This window comes from Lysobacter sp. ESA13C (assembly GCF_019970005.1).
Classification (GTDB): Bacteria; Pseudomonadota; Gammaproteobacteria; order Xanthomonadales; family Xanthomonadaceae; genus Lysobacter; species Lysobacter antibioticus_B.
Window position 1 is genome coordinate 208365 of record NZ_JAHXYK010000005.1, and the last position, 21444, is coordinate 229808.

The following is a 21444-nucleotide window of genomic DNA, read 5'->3' on the forward strand; positions in this document are numbered from 1 at the left end:
AGGGCGTTCGCGCCGGGTTCGGGCATGCAGCGGTTGCGCATGGCGCGATCAGGCCGCACTGAGCGGCAGGTGGTAGCGCTGGGTGCCGTCGTAGCGTTGCCAGCCCACGCCGTCGTACAAGGCCTGGGCGGTGAGGTTGTCGTGGTCGGTCTCCAGTTCCAGCCGCGCCGCGCCATCGGCGCGGGCGAAACCGGTGGCGGCGTCGAGCAAGGCCTGAGCGACGCCGCGCCGGCGCGCGGCCGGATCGACGAACAGATCGTTGAGCACCCACACGCGTGCGGCCCGGACCGAGGAGAAGGTCGGATACAACTGGGTGAAACCGGCGCCGTCGACGCCGTCCAGCGTAGCGAGCAGCACGACCGAGTCGCCGCGGCTCAGGCGTTCGCCGATGAAGGCGCGCGAGACGCTTTCGTCGTGGCGTTGGGTATAGAAGTACCGGTAATGATCGAACAGCGGAGCCAGCAGGTCGAGATCGTCGAGGTTTGCGCGGCGAACTGAGAGGCTCATGGCAGGCGATCCGGCAGGGGAGGGCGGATTATGGCCGTTGAACGCGCGCGGCGTCATGACTGTGCGGCGCGACTTCGACGAATCGCGCAGCGGCGCACAAGGCGCGGGCGTGGCGGAGGCTTTGGCTCAGGCGCTGTGCGCTATATGGCTCCATTCGGGCGCGGTGGCGATGGAGTGGGCGATTCGATTCGAGTCGGGTCGATCTGAGTCAAATCGATTTGAACCAGGCCGACTGGAACCAGGCCGACTTGAGGCAGGCCGACTTGAGGCAGGCCGACTTGAACCAGGCCGATTTGAACCAGGCCGATTTGAACCAGGCCGACTTGAACCAGGCGGCGGCTTCGCTGTGAAAGCATGCCCTCGCTCTAGCCCTCTCCCGCAAGCGGGTCCTCGCCTTAACTCTCTCCCGCAAACTGGAGCGGGGCCGGTCCGTTGTGTGTCGAGAGTTGCCGGGCCGAGGGAGGCTTCGTGCTTGCGAGTACGGTCGCTTGACCGCCGATGCTCGGACTTGCTCCCTCTCCCGCTGGCGGGAGAGGGCTGGGGTGAGGGCCGCCTCAGCCCGCCGACAAGCGCGCCAGTTCGTCGGCCTGATGCTCGTGGATTAGGCGCCCGATCAGTCCGTCGAGATCGCCGGCGACGATGTTGGGCAGGTCGTACAGGGTCAGGCCTTCGACGCGGTGGTCGGTGATGCGGCCCTGCGGGAAGTTGTAGGTGCGGATGCGCTGGCTGCGGTCGCCGCTGCCGACCTGCAGGCGCCGGTCCTGCGCCTGCGCGGCCGCGGCCTTCGCCGCCGCGGCGTCGGCGAGCATCGCCTGCAGGCGCTTGAGCGCCTTGTCGCGGTTGGCGTGCTGGCTGCGTTCGGTCTGGTTCTCGACCACCACGCCGCTGGGGATGTGGGTGATGCGGATCGCCGATTCGGTCTTGTTGACGTGCTGGCCGCCCGCGCCAGAAGAACGGAAGGTGTCGACCTTCAGGTCGGCCGGGTTGATCTCGATCGGTTCGCCTTCCGGCTCGACCGCGATGATCGCCACCGTGGCCGCCGAAGTGTGGATGCGGCCCTGCGATTCGGTCTCGGGCACGCGCTGGACGCGGTGGGTGCCGGACTCGAACTTGAGCCTGGAATAGGCGCCGCGGCCTTCGACGCGGGCGATGATTTCCTTGTAGCCGCCGTGCTCGCCGGCATTGGACGACTCGATTTCGACTTTCCAGCCCTGGCGTTCGGCGTAGCGCGCATACATGCGGAACAGGTCGCCGGCGAAGATCGCGGCTTCGTCGCCGCCGGTGCCGGCGCGCACTTCCAGGTACAGGTCGCCTTCGTCGCGCGCGTCCTTCGGGATCAGGTGCGCCAGCAGTTCGACGTCGAGCTGTTCCAGGCGCGTCTGCGCGGCGGCGATTTCCTCGTCGGCGAGTTCGCGCAGCTCAGGATCGTTGCGCATCGCTTCGGCGGCGGCCAGATCCGCCTTGGCGCGCGCTTCCTCGGCTAGCGCCACGGCGACTGGTTCGAGTTGGGCGAATTCGCGCGAAAGCTTGCGGAAGCGGTCGTTGTCGCCGATCACGCCGGGGTCGGCGAGCAGGCGCTCGAGTTCTTCGCGGCGTTCGGCCAGGGCTTCGAGCTTGCGGCGCAGGGTGGGGGTCATTGGAGAGCCGGGAATAGGGAGTCGGGAGTCGGAAGCGCATGCGATCAGATCTGGTCGCTAACGGTCGTCCGACGAATCCGCTGTTTCGATTCCCGATTCCCCATTTCCGATTCCCGACCCCACCGCCGGAAACAACTTGTCGGCCGCGCGCGCGAGCTCCGGGTTGCCGCTCAGCGCGGCTTCGCGCAGGGCCACGGTCGGGGCGTGCAGCAGGCGGTTGGTCAGGGTGTGGGCGAGAAAGTTCAGCACCTCCGCCGGGTCCTGCCCGGCGCCCAGTTGCTGGCGCGCTTTCGCCAGCACTTCTTCGCGCGCGGCCTCGCCGTGGTCGCGCAGGCGCTTGATCGGCGCGGTGCGCGTGCTCGCGGCCAGGGTCTCGACGAAACGGGCGACCTGCAGCTCGACGATGGCTTCGGCTTCGGTCGCGGCTTCGCGGCGGCTGCGGCGGTTGTCTTCGATCGCGCGTTCCAGGTCGTCGACGGTGTACAGGAATACGTCTTTCAAACTGGCCACGTCGGCGGCGATGTCGCGCGGCACCGCCAGATCCAACAACAGCATCGGCCGGTGCTTGCGGGTGGCGAGCGCGGCGGCGACCTGGGCGCGGTGCAGGATCGGTTCGCGGCTGGCGGTCGCCGACAGCACGATGTCGGCCTCGCCCAGGTGGCGTTCGAGTTCGCTCAATGGCAGGGCCACGCCGCCGTGGCGGGTGGCGAGGTCCTGAGCGTGGGCGAGGGTGCGGTTCGCGATCAGCAGGCGCTTGGCCTTGGCCTGGACCAGATGCCGCGCCGCCAGTTCGACCGTTTCGCCAGCGCCGACCAGGAGCACGGTCGAGTCTTCCAGGCGTGCGAACGACTCCTGCGCCAGACGCACCGCGGCCGAGGCGACCGACACCGGATTGGCGCCGATGCGGGTGTCGGTGCGTGCGCGCTTGGCGGTCGAGAAGGCCTGCTGGAACAGACGGTCGAGTTGGCTGCCCAGGGTGCCGGCGGCGCGCGCGGTCGCCCAGGCGTCCTTGACCTGGCCGAGGATCTGCGGCTCGCCGAGCACCAGCGAATCGAGCCCGGTCGCGACACGGAACAGGTGGCGCACGGCGTCGGCATCGCGATGGCGATAGAGATAGGCGTGCAGATCGCCGACGTCGTCCGGGTGCGTAGCCAGCCAGTCGGCGAGGGCGCGGCCGTCGTCGTCGGCCACCGCATACAGCTCGGTGCGGTTGCAGGTCGACAGCAACGCCACTTCGCGTACCGGCGCGAGCGCGCGCAGGGCGTCGAGCGCGGTCGTGACGGTGTCGCCGGAAAACGCCACGCGCTCGCGCAGGCTGACCGGCGCGGTCTGATGGTTGATGCCTAGAACGAACAGACTCATCGGTGGGCGCGCTTCGATCCCGGGCGGCGGACGCAGTAAACCGCCGTCGCGGCGACGCAAAAAAGTTTCATGAGGCGGCGTGCGTCGCGGGACATCGGTTCAGGTGCTTGCGATAAGCTGCGGGCTGCTGAAGGCCGCCATTCTACCGGCCCACTGGTCCCGACGTGGTTCTCTACGATTCGATTTGCTCGATCGGTCCAATAGATGGCAACGATGACGGCAGCGACGACTCGGCCGAGGCCGCGCGGCTCGCCTGCGCCGGCCTCGGTTCGCGCCGGCCCGCCGCGCCGCGACGGGGCCTGCAAATCGCGGTTTTGGCCCTGGCCCTGGGCGGCTGGCTCGGCAGCGCCGCCGCCGAGCCGTCGACGCCGGTATCGGCCTCCGCTCTGGCCACGGCCAAGTCCACGATCCAGGCGCGTGCCGCCAAGGACCCGACCGGGGCCTCGCTGGAATCGCTGCTGAGCGGCGAATTCGCCCTCCAGTCCGGCAAGCTGAACGAAGCCGCCGAGGCCTATCTCAAGGCCGCGCGCGCCGCCAACGACGTCGGCCTGGCCGAGCGGGCGACCAGCATCGCCGTGGTCGCCAAGCAGGACGCGCTGGCCGCCGAGGCCCTGGCGCTGTGGCGCAAGCTGGGCGGCAAGGGCACCTCGATCGGCGCCGCCGAAGCGACCCTGTCGCTGCGCCGCGGCGACGACCGCGCCGCATTGCGTCAGCTCAACGCTCTGATGGAGAACGATCCCGAGGCCGGCTGGCGCCAGGCCCTGATCGTGCTGACCACCGGTTCCAAAGACCCGAAGCAGGCCGCGCGCGTGCTCGAGAAGCTCGTCGACGGCGGCAAGATCCCGTCCGGCAACCTGATGGCCTGGGTCGCGTTCGGCGGCCTGTCGCAGCGCCTGGACCAGCCCAAGCTCACCGAACGCATCGTCGCCGAAGTGGTCGACCGCTTCCCCGGCGAGCCACGCGTGGCCCTGTTGCGGGTGAGCCAGTTGCGCGAGTCGGGCAAGGACGACGAAGCCCGAAAAATGCTGCAGAGCATCGTCGCGCTGGCCGATCGCGACACCAATCTGCGCGCGCTGATCGCCGAGCAGTACGAAGCGCTCAACGATTTCCAGGCGGTCGCCGCGACCCTGGCGCGCGGTCCGCAGGACGAGCAGACCTATTCGCTGCGCGCGTCCTACCTGGCCCGCGCCGAAGACAAGCCGACCCTGACCAAGCTCTACGACGAATTGCGCGCCAACGCGGCCAAGCCGGACCCGGCGCGGCGCCTGCTGCTGGGCCAGTTGGCCGAATTCCTCGAGCGTTACGAGGAAGCCCTGGGTTGGTACCAGGGCGTGCCTGCCGGGCAGCCGCGTTCGATCGCGCGCCTGCGCAGTAGCAACGTCCTGCACAAGCTCAAGCGCAACGACGAGGCCTACGCCAATCTGCGCGCGATCCAGTCCGACGCTTCGACCGGCGACGACGCTCGCCGCGACGCCTATATCGTCGAGGCCAATCTGCGCGGCGAGGACAAGAACGACGCCGGCGAGAACGATGCTTTCGCGCGCGGCCTGGCGGCGTTTCCGGACGAGCCGGAAATCCTTTACGCCCGCGCCCTGAGTTGGGAGCGCCGCGACGACATCGCCCGCGCCGAGGCCGATTTCCGCCGCATCCTGGTCGCCGAGCCCGACAACATCGCCGCGCTCAACGCACTCGGCTACACCTTGGCCGACCGCACCACGCGCTTCCAGGAAGCGCTGGAACTGATCGAGCGCGCGCGCAACGCCGAGCCCGACAACTATGCGATCGTCGACAGCTACGGCTGGGTGCTGTACCGCATCGGCCGCGTCAAGGAGGCCGAAACCGAGCTGCGCCGCGCCCTGACCATGCAGAAGGACGCCGAAATCGCCGCCCATCTCGGCGAGGTGTTGTGGCAGAGCGGCAAGCGCGAGGAAGCCCGCAAATACTTCGAGCAGGCGCGCAAGATCGATCCCGACAATCGCTCGCTGTTGCGCGCGCTGAAGCGGCTCGGCCTGTGAACACGCGTTCGTTCGCTTCGCGTCTTAAGGCGCACCCTGTTTCGTGCCCGGCGAAGTCCGTCGCGGTCGCCGTATTGGTTTTGTTGCTGAGCGCCTGCGCCGGGCAGGGCGTCAGGCGCCCGCCGCCGGAAGTATTGCCGACGGCGGTCGCGGCCGAGCGCGAAGCCGGGCGCATCGCCCGGGTCCGCGCCGACGACGAGTGGTCGCTGACCGGCCGCATCGCCGTGTCCAACGCCGGCAAGGGCGGCAGCGGCCGCATCGAATGGAACCAGCGCGGCGAGCGCTACGAAGTCGCCCTCAGCGCGCCGGTCACCCGGCAGAGCTGGCGCCTTGCCGGCGGCCCCGGCCAAGCGCGTCTGGACGGCCTCGAAGGCGGTCCGCGCGAAGGCGCCGACGCCGCGGCGGTGCTACACGAGGCCACCGGTTGGGATATTCCCGTCGAGGCCCTGGCCGATTGGCTGCGCGCCTTACCGGCCGCCGGCGGCGCCGCACCGCGGATCGCCGCGGGGCCCGACGGCCGCCCGCTTTCGATCGAGCAGGCCGGCTGGACCATCGCCTACGAATGGCCGCTCACCGGCGACCTGCCATCGCGGTTGGACGCCCGCCGCGGCGACGCCCGCGTGCGCCTGATCGTCGACCAGTGGCAGGGCGCGGAGGCCGCGCCGGCGTCCGATGGCGCCGGCCGCTGATCCTGAGCGTTCTTTCCCGACCCTTAACGCCCGCCCGATAACGCCCGCCCGAGCTGCGATCCGATCATGTCCGCCCCCCTCTCCGAGCCGACCGCTCCGATCGAGTCGAATTGGTCGATCTGGCCCGCCCCGGCCAAGCTGAACTTGTTCCTGCGCATCACCGGTCGCCGCGCCGACGGCTACCACCTGTTGCAGACCGTGTTCCGCCTGCTCGACTGGGGCGACACGCTCCGCCTGCGCCCGCGCGCGGACGGTCGGGTGATGCGTCACGGCGCCTCGGTGGCCTGCGTGGCCGAGCACGACGACCTCACCGTGCGGGCCGCCTTGCTGCTGCAGAAAGAGTCGAACAGCAGTCAAGGTGCCGACATCGTCATCGAAAAACGCATTCCGGCCGGCGGTGGGTTCGGCGGCGGCTCGTCCGATGCGGCAACCGTCCTGGTCGCCCTGGACGCTTTGTGGGGCACGAACCTCGGTGTGGACCGCCTGGCTGAGCTCGGGCTGCGCCTGGGCGCCGACGTGCCAGTCTTCGTGCGTGGTGAGAATGCCTGGGCCGAAGGCGTCGGCGAGGTGCTGCGGCCGGTCGAACTGGCGCCGGCCTGGTATGTCCTGGTCGACCCGGGCGTTCACGCGCCGACCGCGGCCTTGTTTCAATCGTCTGAATTGACGCGGGATGCCGCGCCCGCGACAATGTCGGACTTCGTTTCGGGTAAGCCGCTCGGGAATGCGTTCGAGCCGGTGTTGCGCAAGCGCGAAGCTGCCGTAGAGGCCGCCTTCGCCGCGTTGTCGCAGATCGGTTCGCCACGCCTGACCGGCTCTGGCAGCGGGTGTTTCGTCGAGTTCGCGCAGCGCGAATCCGCCGAGGCAGCGCTGGCGGAACTGCCTTCCGGCCTACGGGCCTGGACGGCGGGCGGTGCAGGGCGTTCCGCGCTGTGTGCCGCACTCGAGGCAAATCTTCCGCAGGGGCGTCGCCAAGAGGCCCAAGGCACCAGGTTTTGATCCTGGCATTCGTAGGTTCGAATCCTACCGCCCCTGCCATCGAATGCCGGGAGTTGGGAATCGTGGATTCCCCACTCCCCAATCATCACCAGCCGCCACGGTCAGAGCGAAGCGGAGAAGACAGTGCAAAACGATCGCAACCTGCTGGTATTCAGCGGTAATGCCAACCGTCCGCTTGCCGAAGCGGTGTGCAAGGAGCTCGGCATCCGGCTCGGCAAGGCGCTCGTCGGGCGGTTCTCCGACGGCGAAGTGCAGGTCGAGATCGAAGAAAACGTGCGTCGTCAGGAGGTGTTCGTCATTCAGTCGACGAACGCGCCGACCGCCGAGAACTTCATGGAACTGCTGGTCCTGATCGACGCGCTCAAGCGCGCATCGGTGGCCAACGTGACCGCGGTGGTGCCGTACTTCGGCTACGCCCGCCAGGATCGCCGCCCGCGCTCCTCGCGCGTGCCGATCACTGCCAAGGTCGCGGCCAAGATGTTCGGCGCCGTCGGTGCCGACCGGGTGCTCACGGTCGATCTGCATGCCGACCAGATCCAGGGCTTCTTCGACATTCCGGTCGACAACGTCTACGCCTCGCCGTTGCTGCTCGCCGACATCTGGCGCGCGCACGGCACCGACAACCTGATCGTGGTGTCGCCCGACGTCGGCGGCGTGGTCCGCGCCCGCGCGATCGCCAAGCGCCTCGACGACGCCGACCTGGCGATCATCGACAAGCGCCGTCCGCGCGCCAACGTCGCCACGGTGATGAACATCATCGGCGACGTGTCGGGCAAGACCTGTGTGCTGGTCGACGACATCGTCGACACCGCCGGCACCCTGTGCGCCGCCGCGGCCGCGCTGAAGGCGCAGGGCGCGCAGAAAGTCGTCGCCTACTGCACCCACCCGGTGCTGTCGGGCGCGGCGATCGACAACGTAATGAAGTCGCAGTTGGACGAGCTGGTGGTGACCGACACCATTCCGCTGACCGCCGCGGCCCGCGCCACCGGCCGCATCCGCCAGCTCAGCGTCGCCGAGCTGCTGGCCGAGACGATCCGCCGCATCGCCTTCGGCGAGTCGGTCAGCTCGTTGTACGTGGATTGAATCAGGGAGTCGGGAATGGGGAATAGGGAATCGTAAAAAGCAGCGCCGCGGCATGCGCTTCTACCGATTCTCGATTCCCCATTTCCGATTCCCAGCTCCAAAGACTCATCTGGTCGCGGATGAGTCTCCAAATCGCCGCGAGGCGATCCTAACGCTGTAAAAGTGAGTAAACGACAATGTCCGAACACATCATCAAGGCCACTGGCCGCAACGTCGAGGGGAAGGGTGCGAGCCGCCGCCTGCGTCGTGCCGCCAGCATCCCGGCCATCATCTACGGCGGCAAGGCTACGCCGCAGCCGATCCAGCTCGATCACGAGAAAGTGTGGCTGGCCAGCCAGCACGAGTGGTTCTACTCCTCGATCCTGACCCTCGATGTCGACGGCAAGAGCGAGAGCGTGCTGCTGCGCGATATGCAGCGCCACCCGTACAAGCAGATCATCATGCACCTGGACTTCCAGCGCGTGGACGAGAACCAGGCCATCCGCGTCGCGGTGCCGCTGCACTTCCTCAACGAAGACAAGTCGCCGGCCGGCAAGGCCGCGGACGTCGTCGTGACCCACGAGCTCAACGAAGTCGAAATCAGCTGCCTGCCGAAGGACCTGCCGGAGTTCCTCGAGATCGACCTGTCCAAGCTCGCCGTCGGCGACATCGTCCACCTCTCGGAGCTCAAGCTGCCGAAGGGCGTCGAGATCCCCGAGCTGAAGCTGGGCAAGGAACACGACGTCGCCGTCGTGATCGCCAAGCACGGCAAGGAAGAGGCCGAGGAAGCCGCCGAGGCGCCGGTCGCCGAAGTGCCGGCCGCCAAGGTCGCCAAGAAGGACGAAGACAAGAAGTGATCGTGGACCGGCGCGCCGTGATCGGCGCGCCGGTTTGCGTACACGGATAGTCTTACGCGATGGCAGATCTGCGCCTGATCGTCGGCCTCGGCAACCCGGGGTCGGAACACACCCGGACCCGGCACAATGCCGGGTTCTGGTTTGTGGACGCCCTGAACGAAAAGTTCGGCGGCCGGTTCGGCCTGGAGTCCAAATTGTTCGGCGAAACCTCGAAGATCGAGATCGCCGGGCGCCCGGTCTGGCTGCTCAAGCCGGCCACGTTCATGAACCTGTCGGGCAAGTCGGTCACCGCGGCCCTGCGTTATTGGAAGATCGAGCCCGAGGAAGCGCTGCTGGCGCACGACGAGCTCGATCTCGCGCCCGGCACGGCCCGGCTCAAGTTCGACGGCGGCCACGGCGGCCAGAACGGCTTGCGCGACACCATCCAACTGCTCGGTCACGGCAAGTTCCACCGCCTGCGCATCGGCATCGGCCATCCCGGCCACAAGGACAAGGTCACTCCCTGGGTGCTCGGACGTCCCGGCAAGGCCGACGAGGCGACGATCCTGCGCGCGATCGACGACGCCATCGAGGTCATGCCGCTGGCGGTGCAGGGCAACCTGATGGACGCCATGACCCGCCTGCATACGCCCAAGTCGTGAATGGGGAATGGGGAATCGGGAATCGTCAGAGCCCGCTTTCCCATTCCCGATTCTCGATTCTCTATTCCCGGATTACGAAGCCATGGGTATCAAATGCGGCATCGTCGGCCTGCCCAACGTGGGCAAGTCGACCCTTTTCAACGCCCTGACCAAGGCTGGGATCGCCGCGGCGAACTTCCCGTTCTGCACGATCGAGCCGAACGTCGGCGCCGTGCCGGTGCCGGATCCGCGCCTGAATGCGTTGGCCGAGATCGTCAAGCCGCAGAAGCTGCTGCCGACCGCGGTCGAATTCGTCGACATCGCCGGCCTGGTCGCCGGCGCCGCTAGCGGGCAGGGCCTGGGCAACAAGTTCCTCGCCCACATCCGCGAAGTCGACGCCATCACCCACGTGGTGCGCTGCTTCGAGAATCCGGACGTCATCCACGTCAACAACAAGGTCGATCCGATCGCCGATATCGAGACCATCGATACCGAGCTGGCCCTGGCCGACCTGGAAAGCGTCGAGAAGGCCTACCAGCGCGCCGAGCGCTCGGCCAAGACCGGCGACAAGGAAGCGATCGTGCGCAAGGAGGTCCTCGGCCGCGTGCGCGAGGGCCTGGACGCCGGCAAGCCGGCGCGCGCGCTGAGCCTGTCCGAGGATGACAAGGCCGCGCTGCGCGATCTGTTCCTGCTCACCCTCAAGCCGGTGATGTACGTCGCCAACGTGCTCGAGGACGGTTTCGAGAACAACCCGCACCTGGACGCGGTGCGCGAGCGCGCCAAGCTCGAGGGCGCCCAGGTCGTGCCGGTTTCGGCCGCGATCGAGGAAGAGCTGAGTCAGCTCGACGACGCCGACCGCGACACCTTCCTGGCCGACCTCGGCCTGGCCGAGCCGGGCCTCAACCGGGTCATCCGCGCCGGTTACGAGCTGCTGGGCTTGCAGACCTATTTCACCGCCGGGGTCAAGGAAGTGCGCGCCTGGACGGTCAAGGCCGGCTCGACCGCGCCGCAGGCCGCCGCGGTGATCCACACCGACTTCGAGAAGGGCTTCATCCGCGCCGAAACCATCTCCTACGACGATTTCATCAAGTACAAGGGCGAGGCCGGGGCCCGCGATGCCGGGCGTCTGCGCCTGGAAGGCAAGGAATATCGCGTCCAAGAGGGCGATGTACTGCACTTCCGGTTCAATGTCTGAGTACACTATGCGGCCGTTTCGGGGTCGCCTGGCAGCCGGTTCGGCCGTCGCGAGTAGATTCCGAAAAAAGTTGTACGAAAACGCGTTGACTTCCTGAAGAACGCGCGCCAGAATTACGGGCTCTTTTGGAGGGATACCCAAGCGGCCAACGGGGGCAGACTGTAAATCTGCTGGCTTACGCCTTCGGTGGTTCGAATCCACCTCCCTCCACCAGTTTCATCGCGACAGGCAACGGTTCGTCGGTTTTTTTGAGTTCGACGGATTCTGGCGCGGCAGGCACTAGTGGAATCAAGCAACGACGATCTCGCTTTCAAGGGTGTCGGCGGTGCGGGTTTCAGATTAAAGTTCCAACGCTGTAATGGCTGTACGCGGCGCGGGAGTAGTTCAATGGTTAGAGCCTCAGCCTTCCAAGCTGATAATGCGGGTTCGAATCCCGTCTCCCGCTCCATTGAACGGCTTCGTCGGCGGTAAGGTTGAATTCGCCCGCGTCGGTCCCATTGCAGTAAAGCCCGCGCAGGCGGGTCGCAACACCCAGGTTTCACGCTCACGTAGCTCAGTCGGTAGAGCACCTCCTTGGTAAGGAGGAGGTCGAAGGTTCGATTCCTTTCGTGAGCACCATCCAAAGCAAGACAAGGCTGCTTTACCAACAGCCGCCGCGACATACAGACCCACAAACGAGAAGCGACAGCCATGGCTAAGGGTAAATTCGAGCGCACCAAGCCGCACGTGAACGTCGGCACGATCGGCCACGTTGACCACGGCAAGACGACGCTGACGGCGGCGCTGACGAAGGTGGGCGCCGAGCGTTTCGGTGGCGAGTTCAAGGCATACGACGCGATCGACGCGGCGCCGGAAGAAAAGGCGCGCGGCATCACGATCTCGACGGCGCACGTGGAATACGAATCGGCGACGCGTCACTACGCGCACGTCGACTGCCCGGGCCACGCCGACTACGTGAAGAACATGATCACGGGTGCAGCGCAGATGGACGGCGCGATCCTGGTGTGCTCGGCCGCTGACGGCCCGATGCCGCAGACCCGCGAACACATCCTGCTGTCGCGCCAGGTCGGCGTGCCGTACATCGTCGTGTTCCTGAACAAGGCCGACATGGTGGACGACGCCGAGCTGCTCGAGCTGGTCGAGATGGAAGTGCGCGAGCTGCTGAGCAAGTACGAGTTCCCGGGCGACGACACCCCGATCATCCACGGTTCGGCCCGTCTGGCGCTGGAAGGCGACCAGAGCGAAATCGGCGTGCCGTCGATCCTGCGTCTGGTCGAAGCGCTGGACAGCTTCATCCCGCAGCCGGAGCGCGACGTCGACAAGCCGTTCCTGATGCCGGTGGAAGACGTGTTCTCGATCTCGGGCCGCGGCACCGTGGTGACCGGCCGTATCGAGCGCGGCATCGTGAAGGTCGGTGACGAAATCGAAATCGTCGGTATCCGTCCGACCCAGAAGACAACGGTCACGGGCGTGGAAATGTTCCGCAAGCTGCTCGACCAGGGTCAGGCGGGCGACAACGCCGGTCTGCTGCTGCGCGGCACCAAGCGCGACGACGTCGAGCGCGGCCAGGTGCTGTGCAAGCCGGGTTCGATCAAGCCGCACACCGACTTCGAAGCCGAAGTCTATGTGCTGTCGAAGGACGAAGGCGGCCGTCACACCCCGTTCTTCAAGGGCTACCGTCCGCAGTTCTACTTCCGCACCACCGACATCACCGGCGCTTGCGAGCTGCCGGAGGGCGTCGAGATGGTGATGCCGGGCGACAACGTGAAGATGGTCGTCACGCTGATCAACCCGGTGGCGATGGACGAAGGCCTGCGCTTCGCGATCCGCGAAGGCGGCCGTACCGTCGGCGCCGGCGTCGTGGCCAAGATCATCAAGTAATCGCACCATCGCGGCGGTCGCAAGGCCGCCGCAAGCCGCGAACGGCGGGCCGGCAACCCGGTCCGCCTTCGTTGTTTAGTACACCTTGGAATATCCGCTCGATCCCGGGCCCGATTCGGGCGCTGAGTCGGGCAGAAGACTTCAAAGACGTACGCCAGTAGCTCAATTGGCAGAGCAGCGGTCTCCAAAACCGCAGGTTGGGGGTTCGAGTCCCTCCTGGCGTGCCACTCGATACCGAGCCGGCTCGGACGATCCGGCGACTGGAATGCATTGAAAGGGCCGCGCAGGGATGGGCGGGCTTTCGCGAGGGAATCGCCCCGAGAATGAACAGCAAGGCCGAACAACATAAATCCGGCGGCGCCGGTGATATCGCCAAGTACGCGCTGGCGCTGCTGCTTGCGCTGGGCGGTGTGTTCGCCTACCTCTGGTTCGAGAACTGGAGCGGCCCGCTGCGTAGCGGCGTGGTCGTCGCCGGCCTGCTCGCCGGCGCGGTGGTGTTCATGTTTTCCACCAAGGGTGCACAGACCCGCGAATTCCTCTCGGAATCGCGTTTCGAGTTGCGCAAGGTGGTCTGGCCGACCCGCGAAGAAGCGCTCAAGACCACCTGGGTGGTCATGATCGCGGTCGCGATTCTCAGCCTCATCCTGTCCGGCTTCGATTATGTGATCCAGGCTGCGGTCAAGTTCCTGCTGTCGCGTTGAGGAGACGACCGACGTGAATTCGCAAGATAACAAGCGCTGGTACGTGGTACATGCGTATTCCGGCTTCGAAAAGTCCGTGGCGCAAGCGCTGCGCGACCGCATCGTCCGTTTCGAAATGCAGGACCGCTTCGGCGACGTCCTGGTGCCGACCGAAGAAGTCGTCGAGATGCGTTCCGGCCAGAAGCGCCGGTCCGAACGTAAATTCTTCCCGGGCTATGTCCTGGTCCAGATCGCCACGCACGACGAAGCCGGTATTCCGCGCATCGACAGCGAAAGCTGGCATCTGATCAAGGAAACCCCGAAGGTCATGGGTTTCATCGGCGGCACCGCCGATCGCCCCTTGCCGATCCAGGACCGCGAAGCGGACCGGATCCTGCAGCGCGTTCAGGAAGGCGTCGAAAAGCCGCGTCCGAAGGTGCTGTTCGAGCCGGGCGAAATGGTCCGTGTGGTCGATGGCCCGTTCGTCGATTTCAACGGCGTGGTCGAGGAAATCAACTACGAGAAGAGCCGCCTGCGCGTTGCAGTGCTGATCTTCGGCCGCTCGACCCCGGTCGAGCTGGAATTCGGGCAGGTCGAAAAGGCCACCTGAGCCCGGCCCCGGCCTGGCTGACCCCATCGAACGAGGCCCGGCTTGCCGGGCCTCGTGGTGTTGTATTCCAAAAAACCTGATATAGTGCGCGGCTCACTGCCTAGGTGCGGTGGCCCATTCATTCAGCTGCCCCCTCTGAAAAGGTCCGGGGCGGCTGTCTGCGCAAGCAAAACGCGATGCCGGAACGCGCGATTTCCGGCCCGATGGGGAGCCTGAGGTCCAGGCGCTAGCACCCGGAGAGCAGAGCAATGGCAAAGAAAGTAGTCGGTTACATCAAGCTGCAGGTGAAGGCCGGTCAGGCCAACCCCTCGCCGCCGGTCGGTCCTGCGCTGGGTCAGCGCGGCCTGAACATCATGGAGTTCTGCAAGGCGTTCAACGCCGCGACCTCCAAGCTCGAGCCGGGTCTGCCGACTCCGGTCATCATCACGGCCTACTCGGACCGTACCTTCACCTTCGTCACCAAGAGCACCCCGGCTTCGGTCCTGCTCAAGAAGGCCGCCGGCATCTCGTCGGGCTCCAAGCGCCCGAACACCGAGAAGGTGGGCAAGGTCACCCGTAAGCAGCTCGAAGACATCGCCAAGGCGAAGGAAGCGGATCTGACCGCGGCCGACCTGGAAGCGGCAGTGAAGACGATTGCGGGTTCGGCCCGCAGCATGGGTCTGGTGGTGGAGGGCTGATCATGGCAATCACGAAGCGCGAAAAAGCAATCAAGGCAGCCGTGGTCCCGGGCAAGGCCTACTCGTTCGAAGAAGCGGTCAAGATCGTCAAGACCGCGACCAAGGCCAAGTTCGTCGAGTCCGTCGACGTCGCCGTGCGCCTGGGCGTGGACGCGAAGAAGTCCGACCAGCAGGTCCGTGGCTCGACCGTGCTCCCGGCCGGCACCGGCAAGACCGTGCGCGTGGCGGTGTTCGCCCCGGCCGGCGCGAAGGCCGACGAGGCCCTGGCCGCCGGCGCCGAAGCCGTCGGTATGGATGACCTGGCCGAGAAGATGCAGGCCGGCGATCTGAACTACGACGTCGTCATCGCCACCCCGGACGCCATGCGCGTCGTCGGTAAGCTGGGCCAGGTGCTCGGCCCGCGCGGCCTGATGCCGAACCCGAAGGTCGGTACCGTCTCGCCGAACCCGGCCGAAGCGGTCAAGAACGCCAAGGGCGGCCAGGTGCGTTACCGCACCGACAAGGCCGGCATCATCCACTGCACCCTGGGCAAGGCTTCGTTCGAAGACGCCTCGCTGAAGGACAACCTGCAGGCGCTGCTGCTCGACCTGATCAAGGCCAAGCCGGCGACCGCCAAGGGTCAGTACCTGCAGAAGATCTCGATCAGCTCGACCATGGGTCCGGGCGTGACCGTCGATCTGACCTCGCTGTCGCTCAAGTAATCGAATCAATGGAGTGAGCCAAGAGAAGTGAGGAGTGAGCGAAAAGCCGCATTCGCTCTCACTCGTTTCTCGCTTCTCTCACCTCGCTCCTAACTTTTTGAGGGCTATCGCTCAGGGGCAACCCGAAGCGATCGCCGTCAAAGACCGCAGGCGCGGTCAGCGCATACCGACGACGGGCAGGGAAGCTCGACACGGCAAGGAGTCGCCGTCGGTACAGCGGGATCGCTTAATTCGGACTCTTCGGAGCCGGGCCGGCGTAGATGGTGCCGCCCCTGAAACTATTTTCAGGAAAGGCCACCACCCGGGATGCCTTCGGCGTCCCCGGCGCCAAGGACGGTCGCCGCCCAGGACCGCAAGCGGCAGGAGCCGTAAGCGGAGTTAATAGTGCCGGGATGGGTAGTACGGGATCGGGGATCGGTCGAAGCCAGGCGCAAGCCGCTTCGCCGGTTCCCCCTCACGAATCCCGAATCCCGGCCTTGGAGGAGTGCAATGGCTCTTAATCTGTCTCAGAAGCAAGAAGTAGTCGCCGAACTGGCAGAAGTCGCCGCCAAGGCTCACTCCTTGATTGCTGCCGAGTACGCAGGCATCACGGTCGGTCAAATGACCGCGATGCGCAAGAAGGCTCGTGAAACCGGTGTGTACTTGCGTGTCGTCAAGAACACCCTGGCTTCGCGTGCCGTCGCCGGTACCGAATACGAGTGCGTCCAAGACAAGCTCGTCGGTCCGTTGCTGTATGCGTTCTCGACGGAAGAACCCGGCGCTGCCGGTCGTCTGATCAAGGAATTCGCCAAGGGTAACGACAAGCTGCAGGCCAAGGTCGTCGCGTTGGGAGGCCAGGTGTACCCGGCCAGCCACGTCGACGTGCTTGCCTCGCTGCCGACCCTCGACCAGGCCCTGGCCATGCTGGCCCGCGTCCTGTCCGAACCCGCCAGCATGTTCGCCCGCGCCGTCAAGGCCGTGGCCGACCAGCAGGGCGGTGGCGAAGTCGCTGTCGAAGCTCCGGCCGAAGCGGAACCGGCGTAATCGCCGCCCCGCATTCGCGACCGCTTCACTGAATCCGATTCGTAAGATCAATATTTCCTGAGGTTATTCAAATGTCCCTTTCCAACGAACAAATCGTCGAAGCCATCGCCGAAAAGAGCCTGATGGAAGTCATGGAACTCGTCCGCGCGATCGAAGAGAAGTTCGGCGTTTCCGCCGCTGCTCCGGTCGTCGCCGGCGTTGCCGCCGAAGCCGCTGCTCCGGTCGAAGAGCAGACCGAGTTCAACGTCATCCTGAAGGCTGCCGGCGAGAAGAAGGTCGAAGTCATTAAGGCCGTCCGCGCCATCACCGGCCTGGGCCTGAAGGAAGCGAAGGACCTGGTCGAAGGCGCTCCGCAGACCGTCAAGGAAGCCGTCTCGAAGGCCGACGCCGAGAAGTTCAAGAAGGACCTCGAAGCCGCTGGTGCAGCTGTCGAAGTCAAGTAAGTCGTACTTGCGTCGCCGAGTCACTTTGGCGACCACTGAAGGCTGGGGACGAAAGTCCCCGGCCTTTGGCCGTTCCACGGGAACCGATGTTCCCGGCGTCATCCGAGTTACCAGTCGGAAGTAGCGGGAGAAGGCGTGCTGGTGCCGGCAATACCAGCGACTTCCCACTGGCAATTTTCCCTTGTTCCCCCGGACCGCGGACGCGCGGTCTGCCCGGAAGGACGCCACGGCGGCTTTCCCGGCCCATTAAAGTTAATCGAGGCGGTAGCTCACCATGACCACAGCTTCCACGAACTATTCGTTCACCGAAAAGAAGCGCATCCGCAAGGACTTCGGCAAGCGCAAGTCCATCCTCGAAGTGCCGTTCCTGCTCGCGATCCAGGTCGATTCCTATCGCGAATTCCTGCAGGAGCACACCGACCCGGCCAAGCGCGCCGATCGCGGCCTGCACGCCGCCCTGAAGTCGGTGTTCCCGATCTCCAGCTACAGCGGCAACGCTGCTCTCGAATACGTCGGCTACAAGCTCGGCGACCCGGTGTTCGATGAGCGCGAGTGCCGCAACCGCGGCCTGTCCTACGGCGCCCCGCTGCGCGTGACCGTGCGCCTGGTGATCTACGACCGCGAATCGTCGACCAAGGCCATCAAGTACGTGAAGGAGCAAGAGGTCTACATGGGCGAAATCCCGCTCATGACCGACAACGGCACCTTCATCGTCAACGGCACCGAGCGCGTCATCGTCTCGCAGCTGCACCGTTCGCCCGGCGTGTTCTTCGACCACGACCGCGGCAAGACCCACAGCTCGGGCAAGCTGCTGTACAGCGCCCGCATCATTCCCTACCGCGGTTCCTGGCTCGACTTCGAGTTCGACCCGAAGGACGCGCTGTTCACCCGTATCGACCGTCGCCGCAAGCTGCCGGTCACCGTGCTGCTGCGCGCGCTCGGCTACAACAACGAAGAAATGCTCGCCGAGTTCTTCGAGATCAACACCTTCCACATCATGTCCGAGGGCGTGCAGTGGGAGCTGGTCTCCGAGCGCCTGCGCGGCGAAACCCTGGACTTCGATCTGGCCGACGGCGACAAGGTCATCGTCGAAGCCGGCAAGCGCATCACCGCGCGCCACGTCAAGCAGCTCGAGCAGTCCGGCATCGCCGCGCTGGCCGTGCCCGACAGCTACCTGGTCGGCCGCATCCTGTCGCACGACGTCGTCGACACCCGTTCCGGCGAACTGCTGGCCTCGGCCAACGACGAAATCAGCGACGACCAGCTCGCCGCGTTCCGCAAGGCCGGCATCGAGTCGGTCGGCACGATCTGGGTCAACGACCTCGACCGCGGTCCGTACATCTCCAACACCCTGCGCATCGATCCGTCGAAGACGCAGCTGGAAGCCCTGGTCGAAATCTACCGGATGATGCGTCCGGGCGAGCCGCCGACCAAGGACGCCGCGCAGAACCTGTTCCACAACCTGTTCTTCACCTTCGAGCGCTACGACCTGTCGGGCGTGGGCCGGATGAAGTTCAACCGCCGCATCGGCCGCAAGGAAACCCTCGGCGCCTCGGTGCTGTACGACGCCAAGTACTTCGCCGAGCGCAAGGACGACGAGTCCGTGCGCCTGCGCAACGAGCTGGGCAAGACCTCGGACATCCTCGACGTCATCCGCGTCCTGACCGAGATCCGCAACGGCCGCGGCGTGGTCGACGACATCGATCACCTGGGCAACCGCCGCGTGCGTTCGGTCGGCGAAATGGCCGAGAACACCTTCCGCGTCGGCCTGGTCCGCGTCGAGCGCGCGGTCAAGGAACGCCTGTCGATGGCCGAGTCCGAAGGCCTTACGCCGCAGGAACTGATCAACGCCAAGCCGGTGGCCGCCGCGATCAAGGAGTTCTTCGGCTCCTCGCAGCTGTCGCAGTTCATGGACCAGAACAACCCGCTGTCGGAAGTCACGCACAAGCGTCGCGTGTCGGCCCTCGGCCCGGGCGGCCTGACCCGCGAGCGCGCCGGCTTCGAAGTGCGCGACGTGCACCCGACCCATTACGGCCGCGTCTGCACCATCGAAACGCCTGAAGGCCCGAACATCGGCCTGATCAACTCGCTGGCCGTGTTCGCCCGCACCAACAAGTACGGCTTCCTCGAGACGCCGTACCGCAAGGTCGTGGACGGCAAGGTCACCGACGACGTCGAGTTCCTCTCGGCGATCGAAGAGAACGAGTACGTCATCGCCCAGGCCAACGCGCCGCAGGACGACAAGGGCATGATCAGCTCGCAGTTCGTCGCCTGCCGTTACCAGGGCGAAACCCTGCTCAAGCCGCCGTCCGAGATCCACTTCATGGACGTCTCGCCGATGCAGACCGTGTCGGTCGCGGCCGCGCTGGTTCCGTTCCTCGAGCACGATGACGCCAACCGCGCGTTGATGGGCGCGAACATGCAGCGTCAGGCCGTCCCGACCCTGAAGGCGCAGAAGCCGCTTGTCGGTACCGGCATCGAGCGCGCCGTGGCGCGCGACTCGGGCGTGACCGTGAATGCGCTGCGCGGCGGCACGATCGAGCAGATCGATGCGGCCCGTATCGTGGTCAAGGTCAACGAGTCGGAAATCTCCGGCGTCACCGATGCCGGCGTCGACATCTACAACCTGATCAAGTACACGCGTTCGAACCAGAACACCTGTATCAATCAGAGCCCGCTGGTCAAGGTCGGCGACGTCATCGCCCGCGGCGACGTGCTGGCCGACGGCCCCTCGACCGACATCGGCGAGCTCGCGCTCGGCCAGAACATGCTGGTCGCGTTCATGCCGTGGAACGGCTACAACTTCGAAGACTCGATCCTGCTCTCCGAGCGCGTGGTCGAAGAGGATCGCTACACCACGATCCACATCGAAGAGCTGACCTGCGTCGCGCGCGACACCAAGCTGGGACCGGAGGAAATCTCCGCCGACATCCCGAACGTCTCCGAGCAGGCGCTGAACCGCCTCGACGAGTCGGGCGTGGTCTACATCGGCGCCGAAGTTCGCGCCGGCGACATCCTGGTCGGCAAGGTCACGCCGAAGGGCGAGAGCCAGCTGACCCCGGAAGAGAAGCTGCTGCGCGCGATCTTCGGCGAGAAGGCTTCGGACGTTAAGGACAGCTCGCTGCGCGTGCCCCCGGGCATGGACGGCACCGTCATCGACGTGCAGGTCTTCACCCGCGACGGCATCGAGAAGGACAAGCGCGCCCGCCAGATCGAAGAGTCGGAAATCCGTCGCGTCAAGAAGGACTTCGACGACCAGTTCCGCATCCTCGAAGCGGCGATCTACGACCGTCTGCGTTCGCAGCTGATCGGCAAGACCGCCAACGGCGGCGCCGGCCTGAAGAAGGGCGACACGGTGACCAGCCTGGTGCTCGACGGCCTGAAGAAGTCCGATTGGTTCACCCTGCGCATGAAGGACGAGGAAGCGATCGAAGCGATCGAACGCGCCCAGAAGCAGATCGACGTCCACCAGAAGGAATTCGACCGCCGCTTCGCCGACAAGCGCGGCAAGATCACCCAGGGCGACGACCTCGCGCCGGGCGTGCTCAAGATGGTCAAGGTGTTCCTGGCGGTTAAGCGCCGCATCCAGCCGGGCGACAAGATGGCCGGCCGTCACGGCAACAAGGGTGTCGTGTCGACCATCGTGCCGGTCGAGGACATGCCGTACGCAGCCGACGGCCAGACCGTCGACATCGTGCTGAACCCGTTGGGCGTGCCGTCGCGTATGAACATCGGCCAGATCCTCGAAGTGCATCTGGGCTGGGCCGCCAAGGGCCTGGGCCAGAAGATCCAGCGCATGCTGGAAGCGCAGCAGAAGATCGCCGAACTGCGCAAGTTCCTCGACGACATCTACAACCACGACCAGAAGCTGCACGGTCAGCGCGTCGATCTGAAGCAGTTCACCGACGAAGAGCTGCTGACCCTGGCGCACAACCTGGTCGACGGCGTGCCGATGGCGACGCCGGTGTTCGACGGCGCGGCAGAGTTCGAGATCAAGCGCATGCTCGAGCTGGCCGAGCTGCCGAGCAGCGGTCAGACGATCCTGCACGACGGCCGCACCGGCGAGGCGTTCGAGCGTCCGGTCACGATCGGCTACATGCACATGCTGAAGCTGAACCACCTTGTCGACGACAAGATGCACGCGCGTTCGACCGGTCCGTACTCGCTCGTCACCCAGCAGCCGCTGGGCGGCAAGGCGCAGTTCGGCGGCCAGCGTTTCGGCGAAATGGAAGTCTGGGCGCTGGAAGCCTACGGCGCGGCCTACACCCTGCAGGAAATGCTCACGGTGAAGTCCGACGACGTGCAGGGCCGCAACCAGATGTACAAGAACATCGTCGACGGCGAGTACGAGATGGTCGCCGGCATGCCGGAGTCCTTCAACGTGCTCGTGAAGGAAATCCGCTCGCTCGCGATCAACATGGAGCTGGAAGAGAACTGAGGACCGCCGGGAGTCGGGAATGCGGGAGGGAATCGCGAAAGCGTTCCGTCC

19 protein-coding genes and 5 tRNA genes are annotated in these 21444 nt (G+C 65.9%); 21 read left to right on the forward strand and 3 right to left on the reverse strand.

Going from position 1 to position 21444, the window contains the following annotated elements; translation table 11 throughout:
- Positions 1 to 48: 48 nt before the first annotated feature.
- Positions 49 to 507 carry an N-acetyltransferase gene (locus tag LC490_RS12165; RefSeq protein WP_223620333.1) on the reverse strand — a complete coding sequence of 153 codons (459 nt, stop codon included), beginning with the start codon at positions 505 to 507 and terminating at the stop codon, positions 49 to 51.
- Positions 508 to 710: 203 nt separating this feature from the next.
- Between LC490_RS12165 and LC490_RS12170 the strand changes: the two genes are divergently transcribed.
- Positions 711 to 857 (forward strand): pentapeptide repeat-containing protein, encoded by a 147-nt coding sequence (locus LC490_RS12170; protein WP_223620494.1) that lies wholly within the window; start codon positions 711 to 713, stop codon positions 855 to 857.
- Between the two features lie 204 nt (positions 858 to 1061).
- Here LC490_RS12170 and prfA read toward each other — a convergent pair whose 3' ends face one another.
- Together prfA and hemA are read right to left on the reverse strand one after the other, a co-directional pair.
- Positions 1062 to 2144, reverse strand: a complete 1083-nt coding sequence (prfA, locus tag LC490_RS12175; RefSeq protein ID WP_031373745.1) for a peptide chain release factor 1 — start codon at positions 2142 to 2144, stop codon at positions 1062 to 1064.
- A 57-nt stretch (positions 2145 to 2201) separates the two neighbouring features.
- Positions 2202 to 3506 carry a glutamyl-tRNA reductase gene (gene hemA / locus LC490_RS12180; RefSeq protein ID WP_223620334.1) on the reverse strand — a complete coding sequence of 435 codons (1305 nt, stop codon included), beginning with the start codon at positions 3504 to 3506 and terminating at the stop codon, positions 2202 to 2204.
- Between the two features lie 164 nt (positions 3507 to 3670).
- Between hemA and LC490_RS12185 the strand changes: the two genes are divergently transcribed.
- The 20 genes from LC490_RS12185 to rpoB all read left to right on the forward strand — a co-directional run bounded on the left by LC490_RS12185 (position 3671) and on the right by rpoB (position 21393).
- Complete coding sequence (locus LC490_RS12185; RefSeq protein WP_223620335.1) at positions 3671 to 5521, forward strand: tetratricopeptide repeat protein; 1851 nt, start codon at positions 3671 to 3673, stop codon at positions 5519 to 5521.
- A gap of 74 nt (positions 5522 to 5595) precedes the next feature.
- The gene (gene lolB, locus LC490_RS12190) at positions 5596 to 6210 is read left to right on the forward strand and encodes a lipoprotein insertase outer membrane protein LolB (protein ID WP_255610847.1); all 615 of its coding nucleotides are present in this window, start codon (positions 5596 to 5598) and stop codon (positions 6208 to 6210) included.
- A gap of 66 nt (positions 6211 to 6276) precedes the next feature.
- The gene (gene ispE, locus LC490_RS12195; RefSeq protein WP_223620337.1) at positions 6277 to 7206 is read left to right on the forward strand and encodes a 4-(cytidine 5'-diphospho)-2-C-methyl-D-erythritol kinase; all 930 of its coding nucleotides are present in this window, start codon (positions 6277 to 6279) and stop codon (positions 7204 to 7206) included.
- A tRNA-Gln gene (locus LC490_RS12200) sits at positions 7169 to 7245 on the forward strand. Before ispE ends, LC490_RS12200 begins: the two co-directional genes overlap by 38 nt.
- A gap of 84 nt (positions 7246 to 7329) precedes the next feature.
- Positions 7330 to 8289: a ribose-phosphate diphosphokinase gene (locus LC490_RS12205; RefSeq protein ID WP_031373749.1), complete on the forward strand. Its 960-nt coding sequence runs from the start codon at positions 7330 to 7332 to the stop codon at positions 8287 to 8289.
- 176 nt (positions 8290 to 8465) lie between these two features.
- The gene (locus LC490_RS12210; RefSeq protein ID WP_031373750.1) at positions 8466 to 9125 is read left to right on the forward strand and encodes a 50S ribosomal protein L25/general stress protein Ctc; all 660 of its coding nucleotides are present in this window, start codon (positions 8466 to 8468) and stop codon (positions 9123 to 9125) included.
- Positions 9126 to 9184: 59 nt separating this feature from the next.
- Positions 9185 to 9766 (forward strand): aminoacyl-tRNA hydrolase, encoded by a 582-nt coding sequence (pth, locus tag LC490_RS12215; RefSeq protein ID WP_031373751.1) that lies wholly within the window; start codon positions 9185 to 9187, stop codon positions 9764 to 9766.
- A gap of 82 nt (positions 9767 to 9848) precedes the next feature.
- Positions 9849 to 10940: a redox-regulated ATPase YchF gene (ychF, locus tag LC490_RS12220; protein ID WP_031373752.1), complete on the forward strand. Its 1092-nt coding sequence runs from the start codon at positions 9849 to 9851 to the stop codon at positions 10938 to 10940.
- Positions 10941 to 11067: 127 nt separating this feature from the next.
- Positions 11068 to 11153: transfer RNA gene (locus LC490_RS12225), tRNA-Tyr, on the forward strand.
- A 160-nt stretch (positions 11154 to 11313) separates the two neighbouring features.
- Positions 11314 to 11388 (forward strand) — tRNA-Gly (locus LC490_RS12230).
- Positions 11389 to 11482: 94 nt separating this feature from the next.
- Positions 11483 to 11558 (forward strand) — tRNA-Thr (locus tag LC490_RS12235).
- A gap of 72 nt (positions 11559 to 11630) precedes the next feature.
- Entirely contained in the window at positions 11631 to 12821 is a 1191-nt protein-coding gene (gene tuf, locus LC490_RS12240) for an elongation factor Tu (RefSeq protein WP_031373753.1), read from the forward strand.
- Between the two features lie 151 nt (positions 12822 to 12972).
- Positions 12973 to 13048 (forward strand) — tRNA-Trp (locus LC490_RS12245).
- A 96-nt stretch (positions 13049 to 13144) separates the two neighbouring features.
- Positions 13145 to 13522, forward strand: a complete 378-nt coding sequence (secE, locus tag LC490_RS12250; protein ID WP_057918904.1) for a preprotein translocase subunit SecE — start codon at positions 13145 to 13147, stop codon at positions 13520 to 13522.
- Between the two features lie 13 nt (positions 13523 to 13535).
- Entirely contained in the window at positions 13536 to 14111 is a 576-nt protein-coding gene (gene nusG, locus LC490_RS12255) for a transcription termination/antitermination protein NusG (RefSeq protein ID WP_031373755.1), read from the forward strand.
- A gap of 248 nt (positions 14112 to 14359) precedes the next feature.
- Positions 14360 to 14788, forward strand: coding sequence for a 50S ribosomal protein L11 (rplK, locus tag LC490_RS12260; protein WP_031373756.1), 429 nt, complete (start codon positions 14360 to 14362; stop codon positions 14786 to 14788).
- Between the two features lie 2 nt (positions 14789 to 14790).
- Complete coding sequence (gene rplA / locus LC490_RS12265; RefSeq protein WP_031373757.1) at positions 14791 to 15489, forward strand: 50S ribosomal protein L1; 699 nt, start codon at positions 14791 to 14793, stop codon at positions 15487 to 15489.
- 489 nt (positions 15490 to 15978) lie between these two features.
- Complete coding sequence (gene rplJ, locus LC490_RS12270) at positions 15979 to 16512, forward strand: 50S ribosomal protein L10 (protein ID WP_031373758.1); 534 nt, start codon at positions 15979 to 15981, stop codon at positions 16510 to 16512.
- 71 nt (positions 16513 to 16583) lie between these two features.
- Positions 16584 to 16955, forward strand: coding sequence for a 50S ribosomal protein L7/L12 (gene rplL, locus LC490_RS12275; RefSeq protein WP_057918903.1), 372 nt, complete (start codon positions 16584 to 16586; stop codon positions 16953 to 16955).
- Between the two features lie 274 nt (positions 16956 to 17229).
- Positions 17230 to 21393, forward strand: coding sequence for a DNA-directed RNA polymerase subunit beta (gene rpoB, locus LC490_RS12280; RefSeq protein WP_031373760.1), 4164 nt, complete (start codon positions 17230 to 17232; stop codon positions 21391 to 21393).
- The last annotated feature ends 51 nt before the right edge of the window (positions 21394 to 21444 follow it).

Coding starts and splice junctions, on each gene's coding strand:
- LC490_RS12165 (WP_223620333.1), bottom strand. CDS start 507: ATGAGCCTCTCAGTTCGCCGCGCAAACCTCGACGATCTCGACCTGCTG.
- prfA (WP_031373745.1), bottom strand. CDS start 2,144: ATGACCCCCACCCTGCGCCGCAAGCTCGAAGCCCTGGCCGAACGCCGC.
- hemA (WP_223620334.1), bottom strand. CDS start 3,506: ATGAGTCTGTTCGTTCTAGGCATCAACCATCAGACCGCGCCGGTCAGC.
- ispE (WP_223620337.1), top strand. CDS start 6,277: ATGTCCGCCCCCCTCTCCGAGCCGACCGCTCCGATCGAGTCGAATTGG.
- LC490_RS12210 (WP_031373750.1), top strand. CDS start 8,466: ATGTCCGAACACATCATCAAGGCCACTGGCCGCAACGTCGAGGGGAAG.
- pth (WP_031373751.1), top strand. CDS start 9,185: ATGGCAGATCTGCGCCTGATCGTCGGCCTCGGCAACCCGGGGTCGGAA.
- ychF (WP_031373752.1), top strand. CDS start 9,849: ATGGGTATCAAATGCGGCATCGTCGGCCTGCCCAACGTGGGCAAGTCG.
- tuf (WP_031373753.1), top strand. CDS start 11,631: ATGGCTAAGGGTAAATTCGAGCGCACCAAGCCGCACGTGAACGTCGGC.
- secE (WP_057918904.1), top strand. CDS start 13,145: ATGAACAGCAAGGCCGAACAACATAAATCCGGCGGCGCCGGTGATATC.
- rplK (WP_031373756.1), top strand. CDS start 14,360: ATGGCAAAGAAAGTAGTCGGTTACATCAAGCTGCAGGTGAAGGCCGGT.
- rplA (WP_031373757.1), top strand. CDS start 14,791: ATGGCAATCACGAAGCGCGAAAAAGCAATCAAGGCAGCCGTGGTCCCG.
- rplJ (WP_031373758.1), top strand. CDS start 15,979: ATGGCTCTTAATCTGTCTCAGAAGCAAGAAGTAGTCGCCGAACTGGCA.
- rplL (WP_057918903.1), top strand. CDS start 16,584: ATGTCCCTTTCCAACGAACAAATCGTCGAAGCCATCGCCGAAAAGAGC.
- rpoB (WP_031373760.1), top strand. CDS start 17,230: ATGACCACAGCTTCCACGAACTATTCGTTCACCGAAAAGAAGCGCATC.